A 14,100-nucleotide genomic window follows, 5' to 3' on the forward strand; every position below is an offset into this window, starting at 1 on the left:
ACTCAAGAGCAGACTGTTATCCCACTATTTGATTGGGCAACTCAAATCACCCACTCTTGCTATGAAATTGGGCTAAGCTGACCACCACATTTAGTACATCTGCGTAAGTCCTGTCAAAATTAGATCGACTTGACCTGAAAGTAGACACACAAACTCCTCACCCGCAGGATGCATTTCCCAAGTATCCCAGTCACGGTCAAAGGTAAAGTGTGAAACCAGTCGCTTTCCCTTGAAGTCACCAAATTGGTTCTCTAAATCTGTGAAGAAGCGATCGCTCACAGCAATTGGAATCGTAGCACCATCTTCCCCAAGCACAACATAGGTAGAACTGATGGTGAATTGGTTAGTTTCAGGGTTCATGAGACTTGGAAATGTGGGTTTTGAATAATTCCAAAAATGTTGCCCCAGGGGTCAGTGACAGTAGCCACTAAGATTTCATCACCGACATCTTGGATATCGGTATGTGGTTTTGCTCCAAGTTCTATTAGACGACTGTGTGTGCCGTGAATATCTTCCACACCCCAATAAGCAAAATTGCTGCCGCCTGGAGTGCTGTTTGATAAGTCAGGATTGAGTCCTAACTCATAGCCACCTACGTTAAAGCCAACATAAAACGGCTGATCAAAGTAGGGTTGATAGCCCAGGATCTGAACGTACCAATCTTTGGCTTTGTCGAGATCAGCAACGTGATAAATGACCGTTCGTAATCCTAAAAGCATTCGCTTTGCCTCACTGTTGATTCAGCTTTCAGGTGAACTCGGGTTGTCTTGTGCTAGATGAAACTAATTCATTTGTACCACTCAGTCGCGGTCGCTTGCTACTTTAATTAATAGACTTGAAGTTCCGTCCTAATGTCTTAAATAAAACTTATGCCCGTCTAAACCTGACTCACATAAGTTTGAAGCTGAGTTGCAAAGGATTAATGCTGAGCCATTAAAACTTACAGCCCTTTTTAGATGAGTAAGTCATAGCGTAGGGGCGGTTCGCGAGCCACCCCTACGCTATGCACTTGACACTAGATCTCCTGCCCGAAAGCGTTTTGCTCCAGAATTTGCTCTCGGCGGTATAGAAAGAAGGGTAGAGAACAAGAGAGCCCTACTCCAAAGGTCAGTCCGACATACAGGATGAGCCAGAGGCGGGCAACATTCAATCGTTTTAACTCTACCCAGGTAAAGCAAAAGAAGGCGATCGCCGAAATAACCAAATCATCGGCCAAGGCAGTCGTAATGTTGTTTGCAAAGGTCGCCTGTAGAAATAAGGTAGGAGACAGGAGTGCATCTAGGTCTTGCAACAGCCAAAACCAGGGACAGATCGAACCCACAATTGTGAAGAGTAAATAGATCGGTTTCAAAGGGCTGGATGAACGTTTTACCGGAACCTCTGTTGATTTCAGCATCGTGACTTACCTCAATTGGGATGCTTCAATCGTGCCAACAGAAGATAATAGAAGCAATTACCTGCGAGGTAATAAGTCACACTATTTATCAAAGATACCGCTTTACACCTGATCAGGGTTGATGCCTTGTGATCGCAAGTATTCAGCTAATCTATTTGCCCGTTGCCGTTCTTGTTCTATCTGTTCAATAGCCCAAGGCAAGAGATGTCCCTTTGCATCCCACCAACGCAACCAATAGCCTCTTCGGTCTGCTTTGTCTCCGTACCAGGTTCCTAAAAACAGTTCCATTTCAGCAATCCAGTGTTGCCCTTCAGGATTAGGCATCTCTAATTCATAGCGTCCAGAATTCAGGCGATACAATTCCAATAACCCACTTTCAGGTTCAAAGATTGTGTAAGTGGGAATTTTCAAAATTTGTTCATAGAAGAACCATTTACCAGGAGGAAAGGTACGTTTGATGGAGTATTCAGCGCCATCCTCGTCAGAGAGAAATTCAATCACCAGGATGGGGAGATCTCCCTCCAAATGAGGTGTGTAGCTGCGTCGTGTTAGGGTCGCGTTAGGAGCATTGACGGCAGGCACATAGAGCCAGTCAGGTGCTTTAACTACGAGTTCACCATTGACTGTGGCGCAGAGTCCAAAGTTGGAGGCAATCAGCATTTGAGGTTGAATGAAACCCTTAATTTCAAGGCTCTCGCGCAAAGCTGCTGCTAGAAGGGGTTGTCCGCTATTGTCCACGGGTTTTTCTTCAAATTTATAGTCCTTCGGTGGCTTTTCCCAGGTGATTGTAGGAGGAGCGATCGCCCGCGAAATCTTCTGAACCGAGGGGAATGGAATGACGGCCATGAGAACTGCGTTAAGCGCAACGATGGCTTTATTCTATGATGCTTCTGTAGAATGCGCCTTAGCCTGTTCCCTTGAAGTAATTACGTCTGTGTCTGTTTGTGGTAGTCAAGCACCAAACCGACTAGGTAATGAATCAGCCGTTCTTTAGAGGCGGGTATGATCAGTTTGCCGTGCAGGACTTCCTGACTGAGGATAAAGGAAATGAGAGAGCCGAAGAAAACCTGACAGGTCATCGCTGGGTCAGGTACGTCTAGTTCAGGACTTGACTTGAAATAGGCGCTCAAAACTTCTGTACCATGCTGAATCACTTCTCGTACGTAGAGTTGAGCCAGGTCAGGAAAGCGCCCTGATTCTGCGATCATCAGCCGCACAAAGGCAATGTATTCCGGGTCATCCATACGGGCCAGGAGGATTTCGGCAAATCGCCGCAAAACTTTTTCGGGTGGTGCAGTCTCAGGCAAACCGCAGCCAAATTCCACCTGAAAATGACGCAGCACTAACCGCTCGATTAAGGCAATAAACAGTCCTTCTTTTCCCTGGAAGTGATTGTAGATGGTGTGTTTGGAAACGCCTGCCTGAGCGGCGACCCGATCCATGCTGGTTCCGGCGTAGCCGTGCTGGAGAAACACCTGAAAAGCACCTTGCAAAATCTGCTCGGGTTTGCAACTAGTCTCGGTTTCGTTGGTTGATTGATTGCTCAGCATGATTTTGAAGGCGATTTGTAAAAATCTTGAGGGCTTGGGGCATCAGAAGGAGCGATCGCCAGTCATTCTGGCAGCGGCAATTGTTAGTTGCTTTGCAGTGCAACAACTCTTCCAAGAAAACCAGTGCAGGAAGATTAATTTACACAGCTAATCTACAAAGTTTTATAGACAGAGCCAGACTGCACGGTGTAGTCTAATGGAAGGAAAGAATTACACTATACCGTGCAGTATACTCGCCTGAAGTTAGGAATCTCGTCCTCCCAGGCAAGAGACTCTCAATATTTCCTTCACAAAGAGCAAATCGCTCAAAGGTTGTACACCGTCATACGTCACTCCATCTAGCCTCAAAGAACGTAAGCCTTAATTGACGTAGCAATTAGATTGGAAAAATCTATAAATTTATGAGTGCAAGTAATGCTCAGCGCCCCTGGCAGGGACGGGGGCTATGGTTAGGAATTGCTGCATTAGTTTTGCTAGGAACAGGTTTTCTTGCCGTCAGGATGTTTCAGCAGTCTGCCCAGCAAGCCGCGATTGAGGAAACGGCTCCTGCTCCTCGTCAAGTGACAGTGGCAGCCTTGGGGCGGTTAGAGCCAGAAGGAGAAGTCGTTAACGTCAGCGGACCGCAGGGCGATCGCATCAGTGAGTTGCTGGTGGCAGAAGGCGACTACGTGCGTCAGGGTGAGATTTTGGCTTACCTAGAGAGCCATGAAGAACGGCTGGCAGAGCGTAACTACGCCGCCAGTCAGCTTGCTGAAGCTCAGACCCGTCTAGCTACCGAAGCTCAATATGGCACTGCTCAGGTCGAAGAAGCCCGCACCCGTTTAGGGCAAATTGACCGCCCGCAATCACTAGAAATTGAGGCGCAGCAAGCAACAGTGCGCCAGCTAGAAGCAGAGCTAGACCTGGCAGAAACTGATCTGGAACGATCTCGAAGCTTACGAGCAGAGGGAGCAATTTCTCAGCAGGAGTTAGACCAGCAATTTACCGAAGTTCGGCGATCGCAAGAAGAACTGAACAACGCCAGAGCTAGCCTAGTACGTCTGGAAACAGCTCGCACTCGCGATTTAGAAAATGCGCGGGCACAGGTGCAGTCTACTCAAGCCGAATCGACGCGATCGCAAGCTCAAATTGAAGTAGATTCAGCCGCGCGTAACCTGGAACTGGCAAATGCTAGCCTTGATCGCACAATTATTCGCGCTCCCAGTGACGGAGAAGTTTTGCAGATCATTACCCAGACCGGGGAAGCGATCGCTGAGACAGGCATTTTAGAGATGGGCGATACTCGCCAAATGTATGTGGTTGCTGAGGTGTATGAAACTGATGTGGGTTTGGTAGAGCTGGGGCAAAAGGCAACGATCACCAGCCGCAACGGAGCCTTTGACGAAACCCTAACGGGCACTGTTGAGCGAATTGGCACTCAAATTTTCAAAAATGATGTGCTGGATGATGACCCCGCTGCCAATGCTGATGCTCGTGTGGTTGAGGTGAAGATTCGCCTCGATCAGAGTGAACCCGTTGCCCGACTCACGAACTTGCAAGTTGACGTGCGAATTGATGTGGATGCATCCAATGGCAACTCAGCCCCATCCGTTGCCCCTGTAACCCCAACCCCCTCTCCCACAGAAGAGTAACTTGCACTACCCATGAGAACGCCTCTCGCCTGGTTAAACCTGCTGCATGAAAGGACTCGTCTGCTGGTGGCGATCGCTGGAGTCGCCTTTGCGGTACTGCTGATTTTTATGAATCTGGGCTTTTTGGGGGCACTCTCACTCACGGCAACCCAAATTTATAACCAGATGAATGCAGAAATTTTTCTGCGCTCGCCCCAAACGCTAGAGATTAGCACCACAGAACCCTTCCCCATCGAGCGGCTGTATCAGGTAGCGGGTGTGGAAGGGGTTGATCAAGTGATGCCGGTGTATGTGGGCTACCAGCAGTGGCGCAACCCTGAAACGCGGCTGAGTCGTGCCATGTTTGTCTACGGCATCAATCCTCGCGATCCGGTGTTTCGCCTACCAGAGTTGCAGACTCCAGAGGCGATCGCTGCCCTTCAGCGTCCCAATACTGTTCTGATTGACCAGCTTTCGCGGCCAGAATTTGGACCGCAAACGATCGGACTGGAAACAGAATCCGACCGCAGGCGCGTAGAGATTGGCGGACAGTTTACTCTGGGAGGCGGTTTTGCCTCTGATGGCACGCTGATTGTGGGCGACCAAAACTTCTTGCGACTCTTTACGCCCCGTACCTTAAACCGAATTGATATCGGTTTGATTAAGCTTCAGCCTGGAACGAATATAGAAGCTGTTGCTAAGACTTTGCGGGGAATGCTGCCGCAGGATGTGGAAGTGTTGACTCAAGAGGAAATTATTGGGCGCGATCGCGACTTTTGGATTGGCACCACTTCCACTGGATTCATCTTTAGCATGGGGGTAGTGGTTTCCTTCATTGTCGGCACGGTGATCGTTTATCAGATCCTTTACACCGACATCTCTGAACACATGCCTGAATATGCCACCCTCAAGGCAATGGGCTACCGCAGCCGTTACTTATTTCAAGTGGTGTTGCAAGAAGCGGTCATCTTGGCAGTGATGGGCTATGTTCCCGGTTTGATTCTTTCTTTGGGGCTGTATGAACTCACCACTAACGCCACGAATGGGGGTTTGCCAATGGCAATGAACCTTGGACGACTGGTGTTTGTGTTACTCCTGACGGTGACGATGTGTGCGGTTTCAGGATTGATTTCTGTGCGTAAAGTGATTACGGCTGACCCAGCGGAGGTGTTCTCATGAGTCTTTTAAAGCGTACTCCGCTAGCCTGGCTAAACCTGACTCACGATCGCCGTCGATTACTCACTTCTCTAGGTGGAGTAGCCTTTGCGGTGTTACTCATGTTTATGTTCAACGGCTTTAAAAATGCCCTATATGACAGTCAGGTACAGCTTTTACAGCTTTTGAATGCAGATATCATTATTACCAACACGCAAAAGTACAACATGTTTGTACCAGAGCCGTTTGCCCGTAGGCGGCTCTATCAAGCACGAGCTTTTGAAGGGGTTGAGGATGCTTACCCGCTCTATATCAATACGGCAAACTGGAAGAACGCGGAGACGAAAGCTACCCGCCCGGTTCGAGTTTTAGCCTTCAACCCACAAGATCCGGTGTTGCGCTTACCCGAAGTGCAGACACAACTTGCCAAACTCCAAGCGCCTGAAACGGTATTAATTGATTTGAAGTCCCGTCCAGAGTTAGGTCCAATTACCGCAGGTGTTGAAACGGAGTTGGGCGATCGCCATGTACGGGTAGTCGGCAACTACAGTCTGGGAACGGACTTTGCTTCCGGCAACGGCAACCTGATCATGAGTGACCAAAACTATCTCCGATATTTTGCTCAGGTTGACCCAGAAGATGAGGAACGTGATCTCAGTACGGTAGATGTTGGGCTGGTCAAAATTGCCGAAAATGCAGACCCCGAGAGAATTGCAGCAATCCTCAGTGAGAACTTGCCCAAAGATGTAAAAGTGATTACCCAAGAAGGGTTTGTACAGCAAGAACTCACTTATTGGCAAGAAAACACCAACATTGGCTTTGTGTTTAGCCTCCTAACTACAATGGCATTTATCGTTGGAATTATTCTGGTCTACCAGATTCTCTACACTGACGTATCTGACCATTGGGCAGAATACGCCACGCTCAAAGCAATGGGCTACCGAAACTTCTTTTTACTCGGTGTAGTTTTGCAGGAAGCTACAATTCTCTCGATTCTGGGCTTTATTCCAGGCTTTTGCATTAGTGTGTTGCTCTACAACGCGACTGCCGATGCAACCGGACTGTTGATGCAAATGACGACCGATCGCGCTCTTTCAACCCTGGTGGCGACATTTATCATGTGCTTGATCTCAGGGGCGATCGCCGTTCGCAAGGTTCAAGCTACTGACCCAGCGGAGGTGTTTGGATAATGGAAGCCAATGGCGCAAAACCAGTCACGCAGAAGGGAAGTGTTGCGATCGCCGATAATTCTGATCTAGCGGTACAAATCCGTCATCTCAACTACTACTTTGGTCAGGGGGAACTTCGCAAACAGGCTTTGTTTGACATCAGCCTCGATTTTCCGCGTGGGCAAATCGCAATCATTACCGGACCTTCCGGTTCTGGTAAAACAACTTTCTTGAGTCTAATTGGGGCACTGCGGACGCTACACGAAGGGAGCCTCAAAGTCATGGGACGCGAACTCGTTGGCATGAACAATAGCCAACTGGTAGGGGTGCGGCGTGGCATCGGCTTTATCTTTCAGGCACACAATCTGTTTGAATCACTCACCGCCTGCCAGAATGTCGAAATGGCCGTTGAGCTGACGGGTAGTGGCTCCAAACGAACACAGGCGATCGCCGTTTTGGAACAGCTTGGTTTAGGGCAACGAGTGGACTACAAACCCAATTCTCTCTCTGGTGGGCAAAAACAGCGGGTGGCGATCGCCCGTGCCCTAGTCAACCAACCCCAACTCATTCTCGCAGATGAACCAACCGCCGCCCTTGATAAACAGTCTGGGCGCGATGTCGTCAACCTGATGCAACAGCTAGCCCGCGAACAGAAATGCACCATTCTTATGGTGACGCACGACAACCGCATTCTCGATGTCGCTGATCGCATCATCAACCTGGTAGACGGTCGGCTTGAGTCAGATACCAGCATGACTGAGTTCGTCAGTACCCATGATCCTAAGAACCTTGATCCTCGCATGTTCATGCTTTGAGGATGGGCAAGAGGAATAGGCTGCCGTAGGGGTGGGTTTTGGCGTTTAATCTCCGCTTCATTCAGGTTTTGTCTGCTAAACCCACCCCTACCGTGTTGCTTACGCATCCAGATTGGTGAGATCAACTTGACGATTTCCTCGGTTTGGGTAGGTGCGTTCTGGCAGCAGTCCCCAAGCGGCGGCATCAGCAGCCCAGTTGCGAAAGATTTTTTGGCGAGCAAAACATTGAGCAAAGTGCCAGTTGTAAGCCTGCTTTAAAGTCGGTGACCAGTCGGACGTGCGATCAGTGGACTGAAGCGATCGCACTTCTGCCTCCAGTGCCGCTGCGTGCCGCTGCATAATTTCCTCCAGCTGATGGAAATGATCTTGAGGAACCGTCAATTTTTCAAACCTCCAGGTACAAGGGACTAAATCGGCTAAAATCCTTTAGGAGTTGCTGCAAAAGCTGATAGATTGCGGATCGTAGCTGTTTAAAACTATTAACTAAATCCCATAACTAGAATTTGGACGAGCAGAATTCACAAATCAGAGATATCATCACTTCAAATCTGGTATGAAAACCATTACAGACAAGAATTGCATCGAGCAATTGCTCCCGCTTCTATATAAAGCTTCATATTTTGAAACCTTGAAGAAAATGGGTGTAAAAGGTTTTAGCAAAGTGGCAAAATAGCTGGGCAAAGCGATAGCAGGGTTTGTAAGATTTACCCAACGCGGTTTTTGGTCAATACGCTAGAGGTTGCAACTGATGGGGCGGCTGGACAATCTACCCGAAAATTCTGGCGCGGCTGATCCGAATGCAGCGCAGGACATCCTGAACACGGTGACACAAGATTTGCGTCAGCTTCAGCAGGAGTTAGTTTCTCAATTGCATCAGGACGTGCAGCGGCTTCAGGCTGAAAAAGCGCGGCTCCAGGGCGACATCGACAACTTGCAATCTCAACAGCAAGTGGCCCTATCGCAGCAGCAGCGTGCTCAACAGCAGCTTTGGGCCAAGCAACTGGCGCAAGCACTAGCCCAACACCTCCAGGGGGCACTGGTGCAGCGAATGGAGCAAACCAACTTACCCCAGCGCGTTGGGACAAATTTGCCTGCCGCTCCAGCCGCCAATAGTCATCATGAAAATGCTTATCGGCTGTTGGCTTCTCTAGACGCAACGCTAAACCGTACCCTGACCTCATTGCGGCAAGACCTGACGAGCTATCAAAGCTCTCTATCCCAGCAAATTAGCCGGATGCACAATCTGGAGCAGCAGGGAGAAGCAATTTTAGAAGCGCTGGTCAGTCGGCTCAGTCAGCAGCTTCAGGCAGAAATTGTCAGGGAACAAACGGGAGAATTTCAACCGCCGACTGGAGGAGCGGGAACAAACGGAGACCATAGACCCCCTTCCGGTGAGCAACTTGCTCAAGGAAATGGGACTCAAGGAAATGGGAATAGTGCAGCGGGGTATCCTCGTGCCAATTTGCGCTCCTCCCATGAAGTCATGCAGTCCCCTCGGCAGCGCCCACCGTCAGTTTTGCCAGTTGCGCCATCAACTGCACCTGATCCGGCGGTTGCCCCGATGCGTCTGACGAGTCCGATGGGTCTGTCTCAGTTTCAAATTGGGCTGGCGTTGATTTTGCTCTCGACGATCGCCCTTTCCCTCCACAATGTTGTCGTTGGTGTAATCGGCAATCCAACTAGCGTTCTGGGAAGCTTTGAGCTTGGCGGATTTCTAAAGCTAGGCTTGGGCAATGCACTGCTGATTTTGCTGTTGCGGATGATGATCGTTGTGCCGCTGATGATCTGGATGGCGCAGAGGCTCTATCCGTCTGTGTGGCAGGACATTAAGAATTTTCTAACCTCTAACGATCGCCGCTTGCTGATGACGGTGATTGGCAGTGGTGGCTGTTTGTTTTTGTCGCAAGTGCTGATCTATATTGCGATCGCCGAAATTGGTCCTGGTGTTGCCGTGACAATCCTATTCATGTATCCGCTGATCACGGTGCCGCTAGCCTGGTTGTTCTTTGGCGATCGCCCTACCCTGTTGCGGTGGGTCGTGATGCTGGTCATCTCTATCGGCATTGTTCTGGCTGCGCTACCCCGAATTACTCAAACCAGTAGCGTGTCTGGAGCAGGAGTGGCGATCGCTGTTGGGTCAGGGATTGCCTTCGCCTGCTACCTGATTTCCATGCAGATTTGCTTTAGAAAGCTGCATCCTGTGCCTGTCAGCCTGGCCCAATTTTTGACCATTGGCTTTCTAGCAGCCGTCAGTCTGATTTTTCTGCCCGCTCTACCGTTGCCCGATCGCTGGTCTGCCCAAGTGAGCATCGACCAACCGTTGGGCTTTGCCATTGGCGGCATTTTTCTGGGTGTTTTAACTCTGGTTGGCTATCTTTCAAACAACTTTGGGGTGAGGTTTTTGGGAGCAGCCCGCACTTCGATTATTGCCTCAACAGGTCCAGTGCTGACTGCGCTTCTGGCTTTTCTGCTTACCCCTGGACCCTTCACCCAACTTCAAGTCGTGCAATGGCTAGGAATTATCGTGGTGACCTTTGGGGTGATTGCACTGAGTTTTGAGAGAATGTCTACGGCTCAAGCCAAATCTGTAAGACCTGTCAAAGGCTAGATTGCTGCAAATTAGGCGAAACCTGACCTCATTCGCACCTCAATGAATTTTTCTCCTGACTTTAATTCAGCCCCTTTACCTACAGCCGATACGCTCATGTTTTGGGGCTTCATTATCGGTAGCGGTATTCTGGTTGCTCAAATTTCTACAAAGCTGAGTGAACGGTTCTTTCAAGACGAAGACGAAGAGCTTGAGGATGTTACCGAAGCAGATGAGATAGGTGAAGCAGAGCAGCAAGCGGATCAGGAAAGTGAGAACGAAGAAGATGAGAATGAAGAAGAGACCCCTCAAATTGAAAGTGTTGGGGAAGATGGACTAGACAAGGATGCCTAGTGCTCGACCGCTTCTGTAAAGTTGTGCTGCGATCGCCTTGCAGATTTCCAATAATCGAAGGGGGCGTCAGTGTCATCCCGAATTCCACCGAGTTGAAGTGCTAAATTTAGCAAACAAATCCGGAGAATTACAGCGCGAAGTCGTAGCCTCTGTTAGATCAAATAGATGCGGCTGATGGGATTGGTGCAAACTACCGCAAATGTCAATCATCCTCAGTCCGAACGTTCTTACTGTTAGAGGAACACCCATGACTTCATTCAATGATAAGTTGTCTGCTTTTGAACCGCCTATCACACCTGGGACTCCTGCCCCACCGCCCCAGACTGGTTCATCTGCTGATAACCCCTCAGTGCCAGCATCGCCCGATTCGGAAGTGGCTGCCCCCCACACCACTGCTTCAGTGCCGTTACGATCTGCAGCAGAGATTGACCTACAGAAGTTTAACCAACTGGTTGGCGATTGGGCTGGAAAACCCGTCGATGATTTGAAGCGGCTGTTCACCAAGCAGGTCATCTTGGATGATCAAACAACCGTCAACTCTGAAACGATTAAAGTGCCTGGATTCATCGGCATTACAGATGATTTACAAGTACAAAATGCCAATGGACAAACCGTCTCCGGGCATGAAGATATTGCCAAGTTCTTAGATCGAGATGGGCTGTACATCTGCACCTACCAGTGGCATAAAGAACGGTATGGTGTGCCGCTAGATTTGCGTCAGCCCTTAGCCCAAGACATTTTTACCGAAGCGTTCATCAAGAATGAGGGACACCACTCTGGTGCAGTGGTACCTGCTCAGCGCAAAGACTCAAGCGGCAACTTGACCAAGTCCTACGCGACGTACAATGAGCCGGACAGCTATCACGGTGGGCTATACGGCAGCGATGGCTATGTTGCGGTGGCTCAGCGGCTAGTGTTTCCTGAATTTGTCACACCCAAACAGGCACGCGGTTACACGGATTCGATCGTTTGCTGGATGGGGCTGTTAAATCCCTTTACCCAGTTTCCTAGCAATTACAATGGCGGTGACCCGACTCGTGTTTCTAATCGGGCAGCACTGACTGAAATTTTAAAGAATAGTCTGCTGGCAGCGTTGGGAGATCCAGGGGCGATCGCCTTCTTCAAAAATCCTGCCAATCTGACCTATTGCGCTGAGTTCATATTTGTCAACCTGAACACGCCGGTCTATCCTTTCAACAAACGCGGTCTGGCAAAATTGTTGAATGGAGACGAAGCAAAAGCAGCCAAGATCTTAGAACTGCGCGATCAGCACAATAGAGGACAGTCAACTGTTCTAAGTCGTCAAACGGGCAACCCAGAATTCAAGAAGTTCCACATTCAAATGCCCGTTGTGCCAGAAGATCTGCTGCCTCTGGATGAATTGCTGGCAGCAAATGGGCAAAACGTTAAGCCAGACACGATTCCCGTGCCGCCTTTCAAAGTGTCGCAACTGATTCGCCGTGCTTTCCGCGTATTGCTCAAGCCCGAAGAGGTCAACAACGACCGGAAGCTGTCCGAAGCACGGGCAAAATTGTTCAAATCAATGGAGCCAGCCATCATTCAGCAGCTTGGGTTGGAAAACCTGCCGCCCAGCGCGCCTGAGTTGGTTGCAGTACGCCAGTTTCTTGACATCGTGGTGCAAACTCTGTCCCAGCCAGCCTCTAACCGTGAGGAATTTGACCAGCAAATCAACGGGCTGTTGGCTAAAGCGGATGAGATGTTGGTGGGAGCAGGCGATCGCGCCTACTTCGTGCCCCCTCGCATCTACGTTGATTTGGGTCAACGGGATGGCGATCAAACCATGCCCAAGGGCTGGGGCTTCCGTTTGGAGACAGTCGGTGCTTTGGTTGCTAGAGGTGTAATTAAGGGTTGATTCTGATCCGTTGAGGACTGCCGAGATCTGCAAGTTCTTATAACTTCCTGCATGAATCGTTGCGCGGCGGAGCCGCGCAACGATTCATGCTTTTAAAACAGGATTCATGCAGGAAGTCTTCTAAGAAGTTGAGGACCTTGACCTGGTCAGTTTTGGAGCAGGCGTTAATCAACCAGGCAGTCTTTGAGTGCGTAGACAACCTGATCCTGCTGCTCGCTGGAAAGCTCTGGGAACATGGGCAGCGAGAGAACTTGCTGCGCCACCTGCTCTACAATCGGAAATTTTCCAGTCTGGTCGTTTAACCTGGCAAAAACGGGTTGCAGATGCAGCGGTACAGGATAGTAAATCATCGAGCCAATGCCCTGCTGCTGAAGCTTTTGACGCACCTGATCTCGATAAAGCAACTCTGAACTAGTAGCTGAATCTTGGGTTAGCCGGATCGTGTACTGATTCCAAACATGCTGCCCACCTGCGAGCGGTTGGGGCGTAATAATTCCTGGCAGGTGTTTAAGCAGTTCGGTGTAGCGGTTGGCGATCGCCCGTCGCTTTTCATTCCATTCGTCTAAATAACGTAGCTTCAGCAGCAATATGGCTGCTTGCACCGCATCCAGACGGCTGTTTACGCCAATCTCCTCGGAGACATAGCGCTGCCGCTGTCCGTGATCGCGCAGGACACGAATTTTCTGAGCGATCGCTGCATCATTGGTTGTCACGGCTCCACCATCGCCACAGGCTCCTAGATTTTTGGTGGGGTAAAAGCTAAAACAGCCAATATGCCCGATGCTGCCAGTCTTCACGCCTTGCCATTCGGTTCCGGTGGACTGGGCACAGTCTTCAATCACAAAAAGATTGTGGGACTGGGCGATCGCCATGAGCCGAGTCATGTCTACAGGCTGACCAAACAAGTGAACTGGCATAATCGCTTTGGTGCGATCGGTGATTGCTGCCTCAACCTGATCTAAATCCAGGTTGAATGTGTATGGATCAATATCGACGAAAACCGATTTTGCTCCGGCTGCGCTGATCATTTCAGCCGTTGCGATGAATGTGAACGTCGTAGTAATGACTTCATCGCCCGCGCCAATGTCGAGCGATCGCAGCGCCAGGTAAAGCGCATCTGTACCAGAATTGCAGGCTATGCAATCCGCAGCACCAATGTAACTGGCAAACTGCTGCTCAAATTCTTTGACCGCCGGGCCATTGATGTACTGCCCAGAAGCCAGCACGTCCGAAACCGCTGTACTGGCTTCAGCTTGAAGCATTTTGTACTGCTGCGTTAAATCAAAAGGGGGAATGTGGGTCACTCGCTTACACCAGAAAATCCAAGAATTTTACGTAGAGGCGAGGTTTAGCTGCCCCTACAGCCAGAAATTAGACAAAATCTAAGTCTATTTAGAAAAGACTTGAATATCATCTTCCCTCAACTCCTAAGATTGATGAAGCCCTGTCGTTGTTTCAGGTGAAAATCGACCTAGAAGATGAAGAGAGGTCGGTGGGCAATGCCTCCCACGTATCCGACTCCCAGGTATTGGAGAGTTCTCAAGCAAGGTTGAACCCTTGTAGGGGTGAACGGAGTTTGCTCCTACCAAAG

14 protein-coding genes are annotated in these 14,100 nt (G+C 49.7%); 7 read left to right on the top strand and 7 right to left on the bottom strand.

What is annotated here, in order from left to right:
- Window positions 1-90: 90 nt before the first annotated feature.
- The 5 genes from H6F93_RS09850 to H6F93_RS09870 all read right to left on the bottom strand — a co-directional run bounded on the left by H6F93_RS09850 (window position 91) and on the right by H6F93_RS09870 (window position 2,946).
- Entirely contained in the window at window positions 91-360 is a 270-nt protein-coding gene (locus H6F93_RS09850) for a hypothetical protein (RefSeq protein WP_190680287.1), read from the bottom strand.
- Window positions 357-719 (bottom strand): VOC family protein, encoded by a 363-nt coding sequence (locus H6F93_RS09855; RefSeq protein ID WP_190643603.1) that lies wholly within the window; start codon window positions 717-719, stop codon window positions 357-359. The genes H6F93_RS09850 and H6F93_RS09855 overlap by 4 nt, the downstream gene beginning before the upstream one ends.
- Before the next feature lie 296 nt (window positions 720-1,015).
- Window positions 1,016-1,396 (bottom strand): DUF2834 domain-containing protein, encoded by a 381-nt coding sequence (locus tag H6F93_RS09860; RefSeq protein ID WP_190680288.1) that lies wholly within the window; start codon window positions 1,394-1,396, stop codon window positions 1,016-1,018.
- A 102-nt stretch (window positions 1,397-1,498) separates the two neighbouring features.
- Window positions 1,499-2,242, bottom strand: a complete 744-nt coding sequence (locus H6F93_RS09865) for a Uma2 family endonuclease (RefSeq protein WP_190680289.1) — start codon at window positions 2,240-2,242, stop codon at window positions 1,499-1,501.
- An 80-nt stretch (window positions 2,243-2,322) separates the two neighbouring features.
- The gene (locus H6F93_RS09870) at window positions 2,323-2,946 is read right to left on the bottom strand and encodes a TetR/AcrR family transcriptional regulator (RefSeq protein ID WP_190680290.1); all 624 of its coding nucleotides are present in this window, start codon (window positions 2,944-2,946) and stop codon (window positions 2,323-2,325) included.
- A gap of 401 nt (window positions 2,947-3,347) precedes the next feature.
- Here H6F93_RS09870 and H6F93_RS09875 point away from each other — a divergent pair, with 401 nt between their 5' ends.
- From H6F93_RS09875 to H6F93_RS09890, 4 genes are read left to right on the top strand one after another with little or no spacing between them, the layout of a single operon-like run.
- Window positions 3,348-4,577, top strand: a complete 1,230-nt coding sequence (locus H6F93_RS09875; RefSeq protein ID WP_190643600.1) for an HlyD family efflux transporter periplasmic adaptor subunit — start codon at window positions 3,348-3,350, stop codon at window positions 4,575-4,577.
- Window positions 4,578-4,589: 12 nt separating this feature from the next.
- A complete protein-coding gene (devC, locus tag H6F93_RS09880) occupies window positions 4,590-5,735 on the top strand; it encodes an ABC transporter permease DevC (RefSeq protein WP_190680291.1) in 1,146 nt (381 codons plus the stop codon).
- Window positions 5,732-6,901 (top strand): ABC transporter permease DevC, encoded by a 1,170-nt coding sequence (gene devC, locus H6F93_RS09885; protein ID WP_190680292.1) that lies wholly within the window; start codon window positions 5,732-5,734, stop codon window positions 6,899-6,901. Before devC (H6F93_RS09880) ends, devC (H6F93_RS09885) begins: the two co-directional genes overlap by 4 nt.
- Complete coding sequence (locus tag H6F93_RS09890) at window positions 6,901-7,695, top strand: ATP-binding cassette domain-containing protein (protein ID WP_190680293.1); 795 nt, start codon at window positions 6,901-6,903, stop codon at window positions 7,693-7,695. Before devC (H6F93_RS09885) ends, H6F93_RS09890 begins: the two co-directional genes overlap by 1 nt.
- Before the next feature lie 99 nt (window positions 7,696-7,794).
- Here H6F93_RS09890 and H6F93_RS09895 read toward each other — a convergent pair whose 3' ends face one another.
- The gene (locus tag H6F93_RS09895; RefSeq protein ID WP_199313608.1) at window positions 7,795-8,034 is read right to left on the bottom strand and encodes a hypothetical protein; all 240 of its coding nucleotides are present in this window, start codon (window positions 8,032-8,034) and stop codon (window positions 7,795-7,797) included.
- A 409-nt stretch (window positions 8,035-8,443) separates the two neighbouring features.
- Here H6F93_RS09895 and H6F93_RS09900 point away from each other — a divergent pair, with 409 nt between their 5' ends.
- The 3 genes from H6F93_RS09900 (at window position 8,444) to H6F93_RS09910 (ending at window position 12,509) form a co-directional block, all read left to right on the top strand.
- Entirely contained in the window at window positions 8,444-10,303 is a 1,860-nt protein-coding gene (locus tag H6F93_RS09900; protein ID WP_190680295.1) for an EamA family transporter, read from the top strand.
- A 42-nt stretch (window positions 10,304-10,345) separates the two neighbouring features.
- Window positions 10,346-10,636 carry a hypothetical protein gene (locus tag H6F93_RS09905; RefSeq protein WP_190643594.1) on the top strand — a complete coding sequence of 97 codons (291 nt, stop codon included), beginning with the start codon at window positions 10,346-10,348 and terminating at the stop codon, window positions 10,634-10,636.
- 247 nt (window positions 10,637-10,883) lie between these two features.
- Window positions 10,884-12,509 (top strand): hypothetical protein, encoded by a 1,626-nt coding sequence (locus H6F93_RS09910; RefSeq protein ID WP_190680297.1) that lies wholly within the window; start codon window positions 10,884-10,886, stop codon window positions 12,507-12,509.
- 164 nt (window positions 12,510-12,673) lie between these two features.
- Here the strand turns inward: H6F93_RS09910 and H6F93_RS09915 are convergent, their stop codons facing one another.
- Complete coding sequence (locus tag H6F93_RS09915; protein ID WP_524537923.1) at window positions 12,674-13,813, bottom strand: DegT/DnrJ/EryC1/StrS family aminotransferase; 1,140 nt, start codon at window positions 13,811-13,813, stop codon at window positions 12,674-12,676.
- Window positions 13,814-14,100 lie beyond the last annotated feature (287 nt).

This window comes from Leptolyngbya sp. FACHB-671, assembly GCF_014695745.1.
Taxonomy (GTDB): domain Bacteria; phylum Cyanobacteriota; class Cyanobacteriia; order Elainellales; family Elainellaceae; genus JAAUTN01.

Bases quoted from the DNA above. Each gene is read 5' to 3' on its own strand.
- H6F93_RS09905 (WP_190643594.1), top strand. From the start codon at position 10,346: ATGAATTTTTCTCCTGACTTTAATTCAGCCCCTTTACCTACAGCCGAT.
- H6F93_RS09850 (WP_190680287.1), bottom strand. From the start codon at position 360: ATGAACCCTGAAACTAACCAATTCACCATCAGTTCTACCTATGTTGTG.
- H6F93_RS09900 (WP_190680295.1), top strand. From the start codon at position 8,444: ATGGGGCGGCTGGACAATCTACCCGAAAATTCTGGCGCGGCTGATCCG.
- devC (WP_190680291.1), top strand. From the start codon at position 4,590: ATGAGAACGCCTCTCGCCTGGTTAAACCTGCTGCATGAAAGGACTCGT.
- H6F93_RS09870 (WP_190680290.1), bottom strand. From the start codon at position 2,946: ATGCTGAGCAATCAATCAACCAACGAAACCGAGACTAGTTGCAAACCC.
- devC (WP_190680292.1), top strand. From the start codon at position 5,732: ATGAGTCTTTTAAAGCGTACTCCGCTAGCCTGGCTAAACCTGACTCAC.
- H6F93_RS09890 (WP_190680293.1), top strand. From the start codon at position 6,901: ATGGAAGCCAATGGCGCAAAACCAGTCACGCAGAAGGGAAGTGTTGCG.
- H6F93_RS09865 (WP_190680289.1), bottom strand. From the start codon at position 2,242: ATGGCCGTCATTCCATTCCCCTCGGTTCAGAAGATTTCGCGGGCGATC.
- H6F93_RS09895 (WP_199313608.1), bottom strand. From the start codon at position 8,034: ATGCAGCGGCACGCAGCGGCACTGGAGGCAGAAGTGCGATCGCTTCAG.
- H6F93_RS09910 (WP_190680297.1), top strand. From the start codon at position 10,884: ATGACTTCATTCAATGATAAGTTGTCTGCTTTTGAACCGCCTATCACA.
- H6F93_RS09875 (WP_190643600.1), top strand. From the start codon at position 3,348: ATGAGTGCAAGTAATGCTCAGCGCCCCTGGCAGGGACGGGGGCTATGG.
- H6F93_RS09855 (WP_190643603.1), bottom strand. From the start codon at position 719: ATGCTTTTAGGATTACGAACGGTCATTTATCACGTTGCTGATCTCGAC.
- H6F93_RS09860 (WP_190680288.1), bottom strand. From the start codon at position 1,396: ATGCTGAAATCAACAGAGGTTCCGGTAAAACGTTCATCCAGCCCTTTG.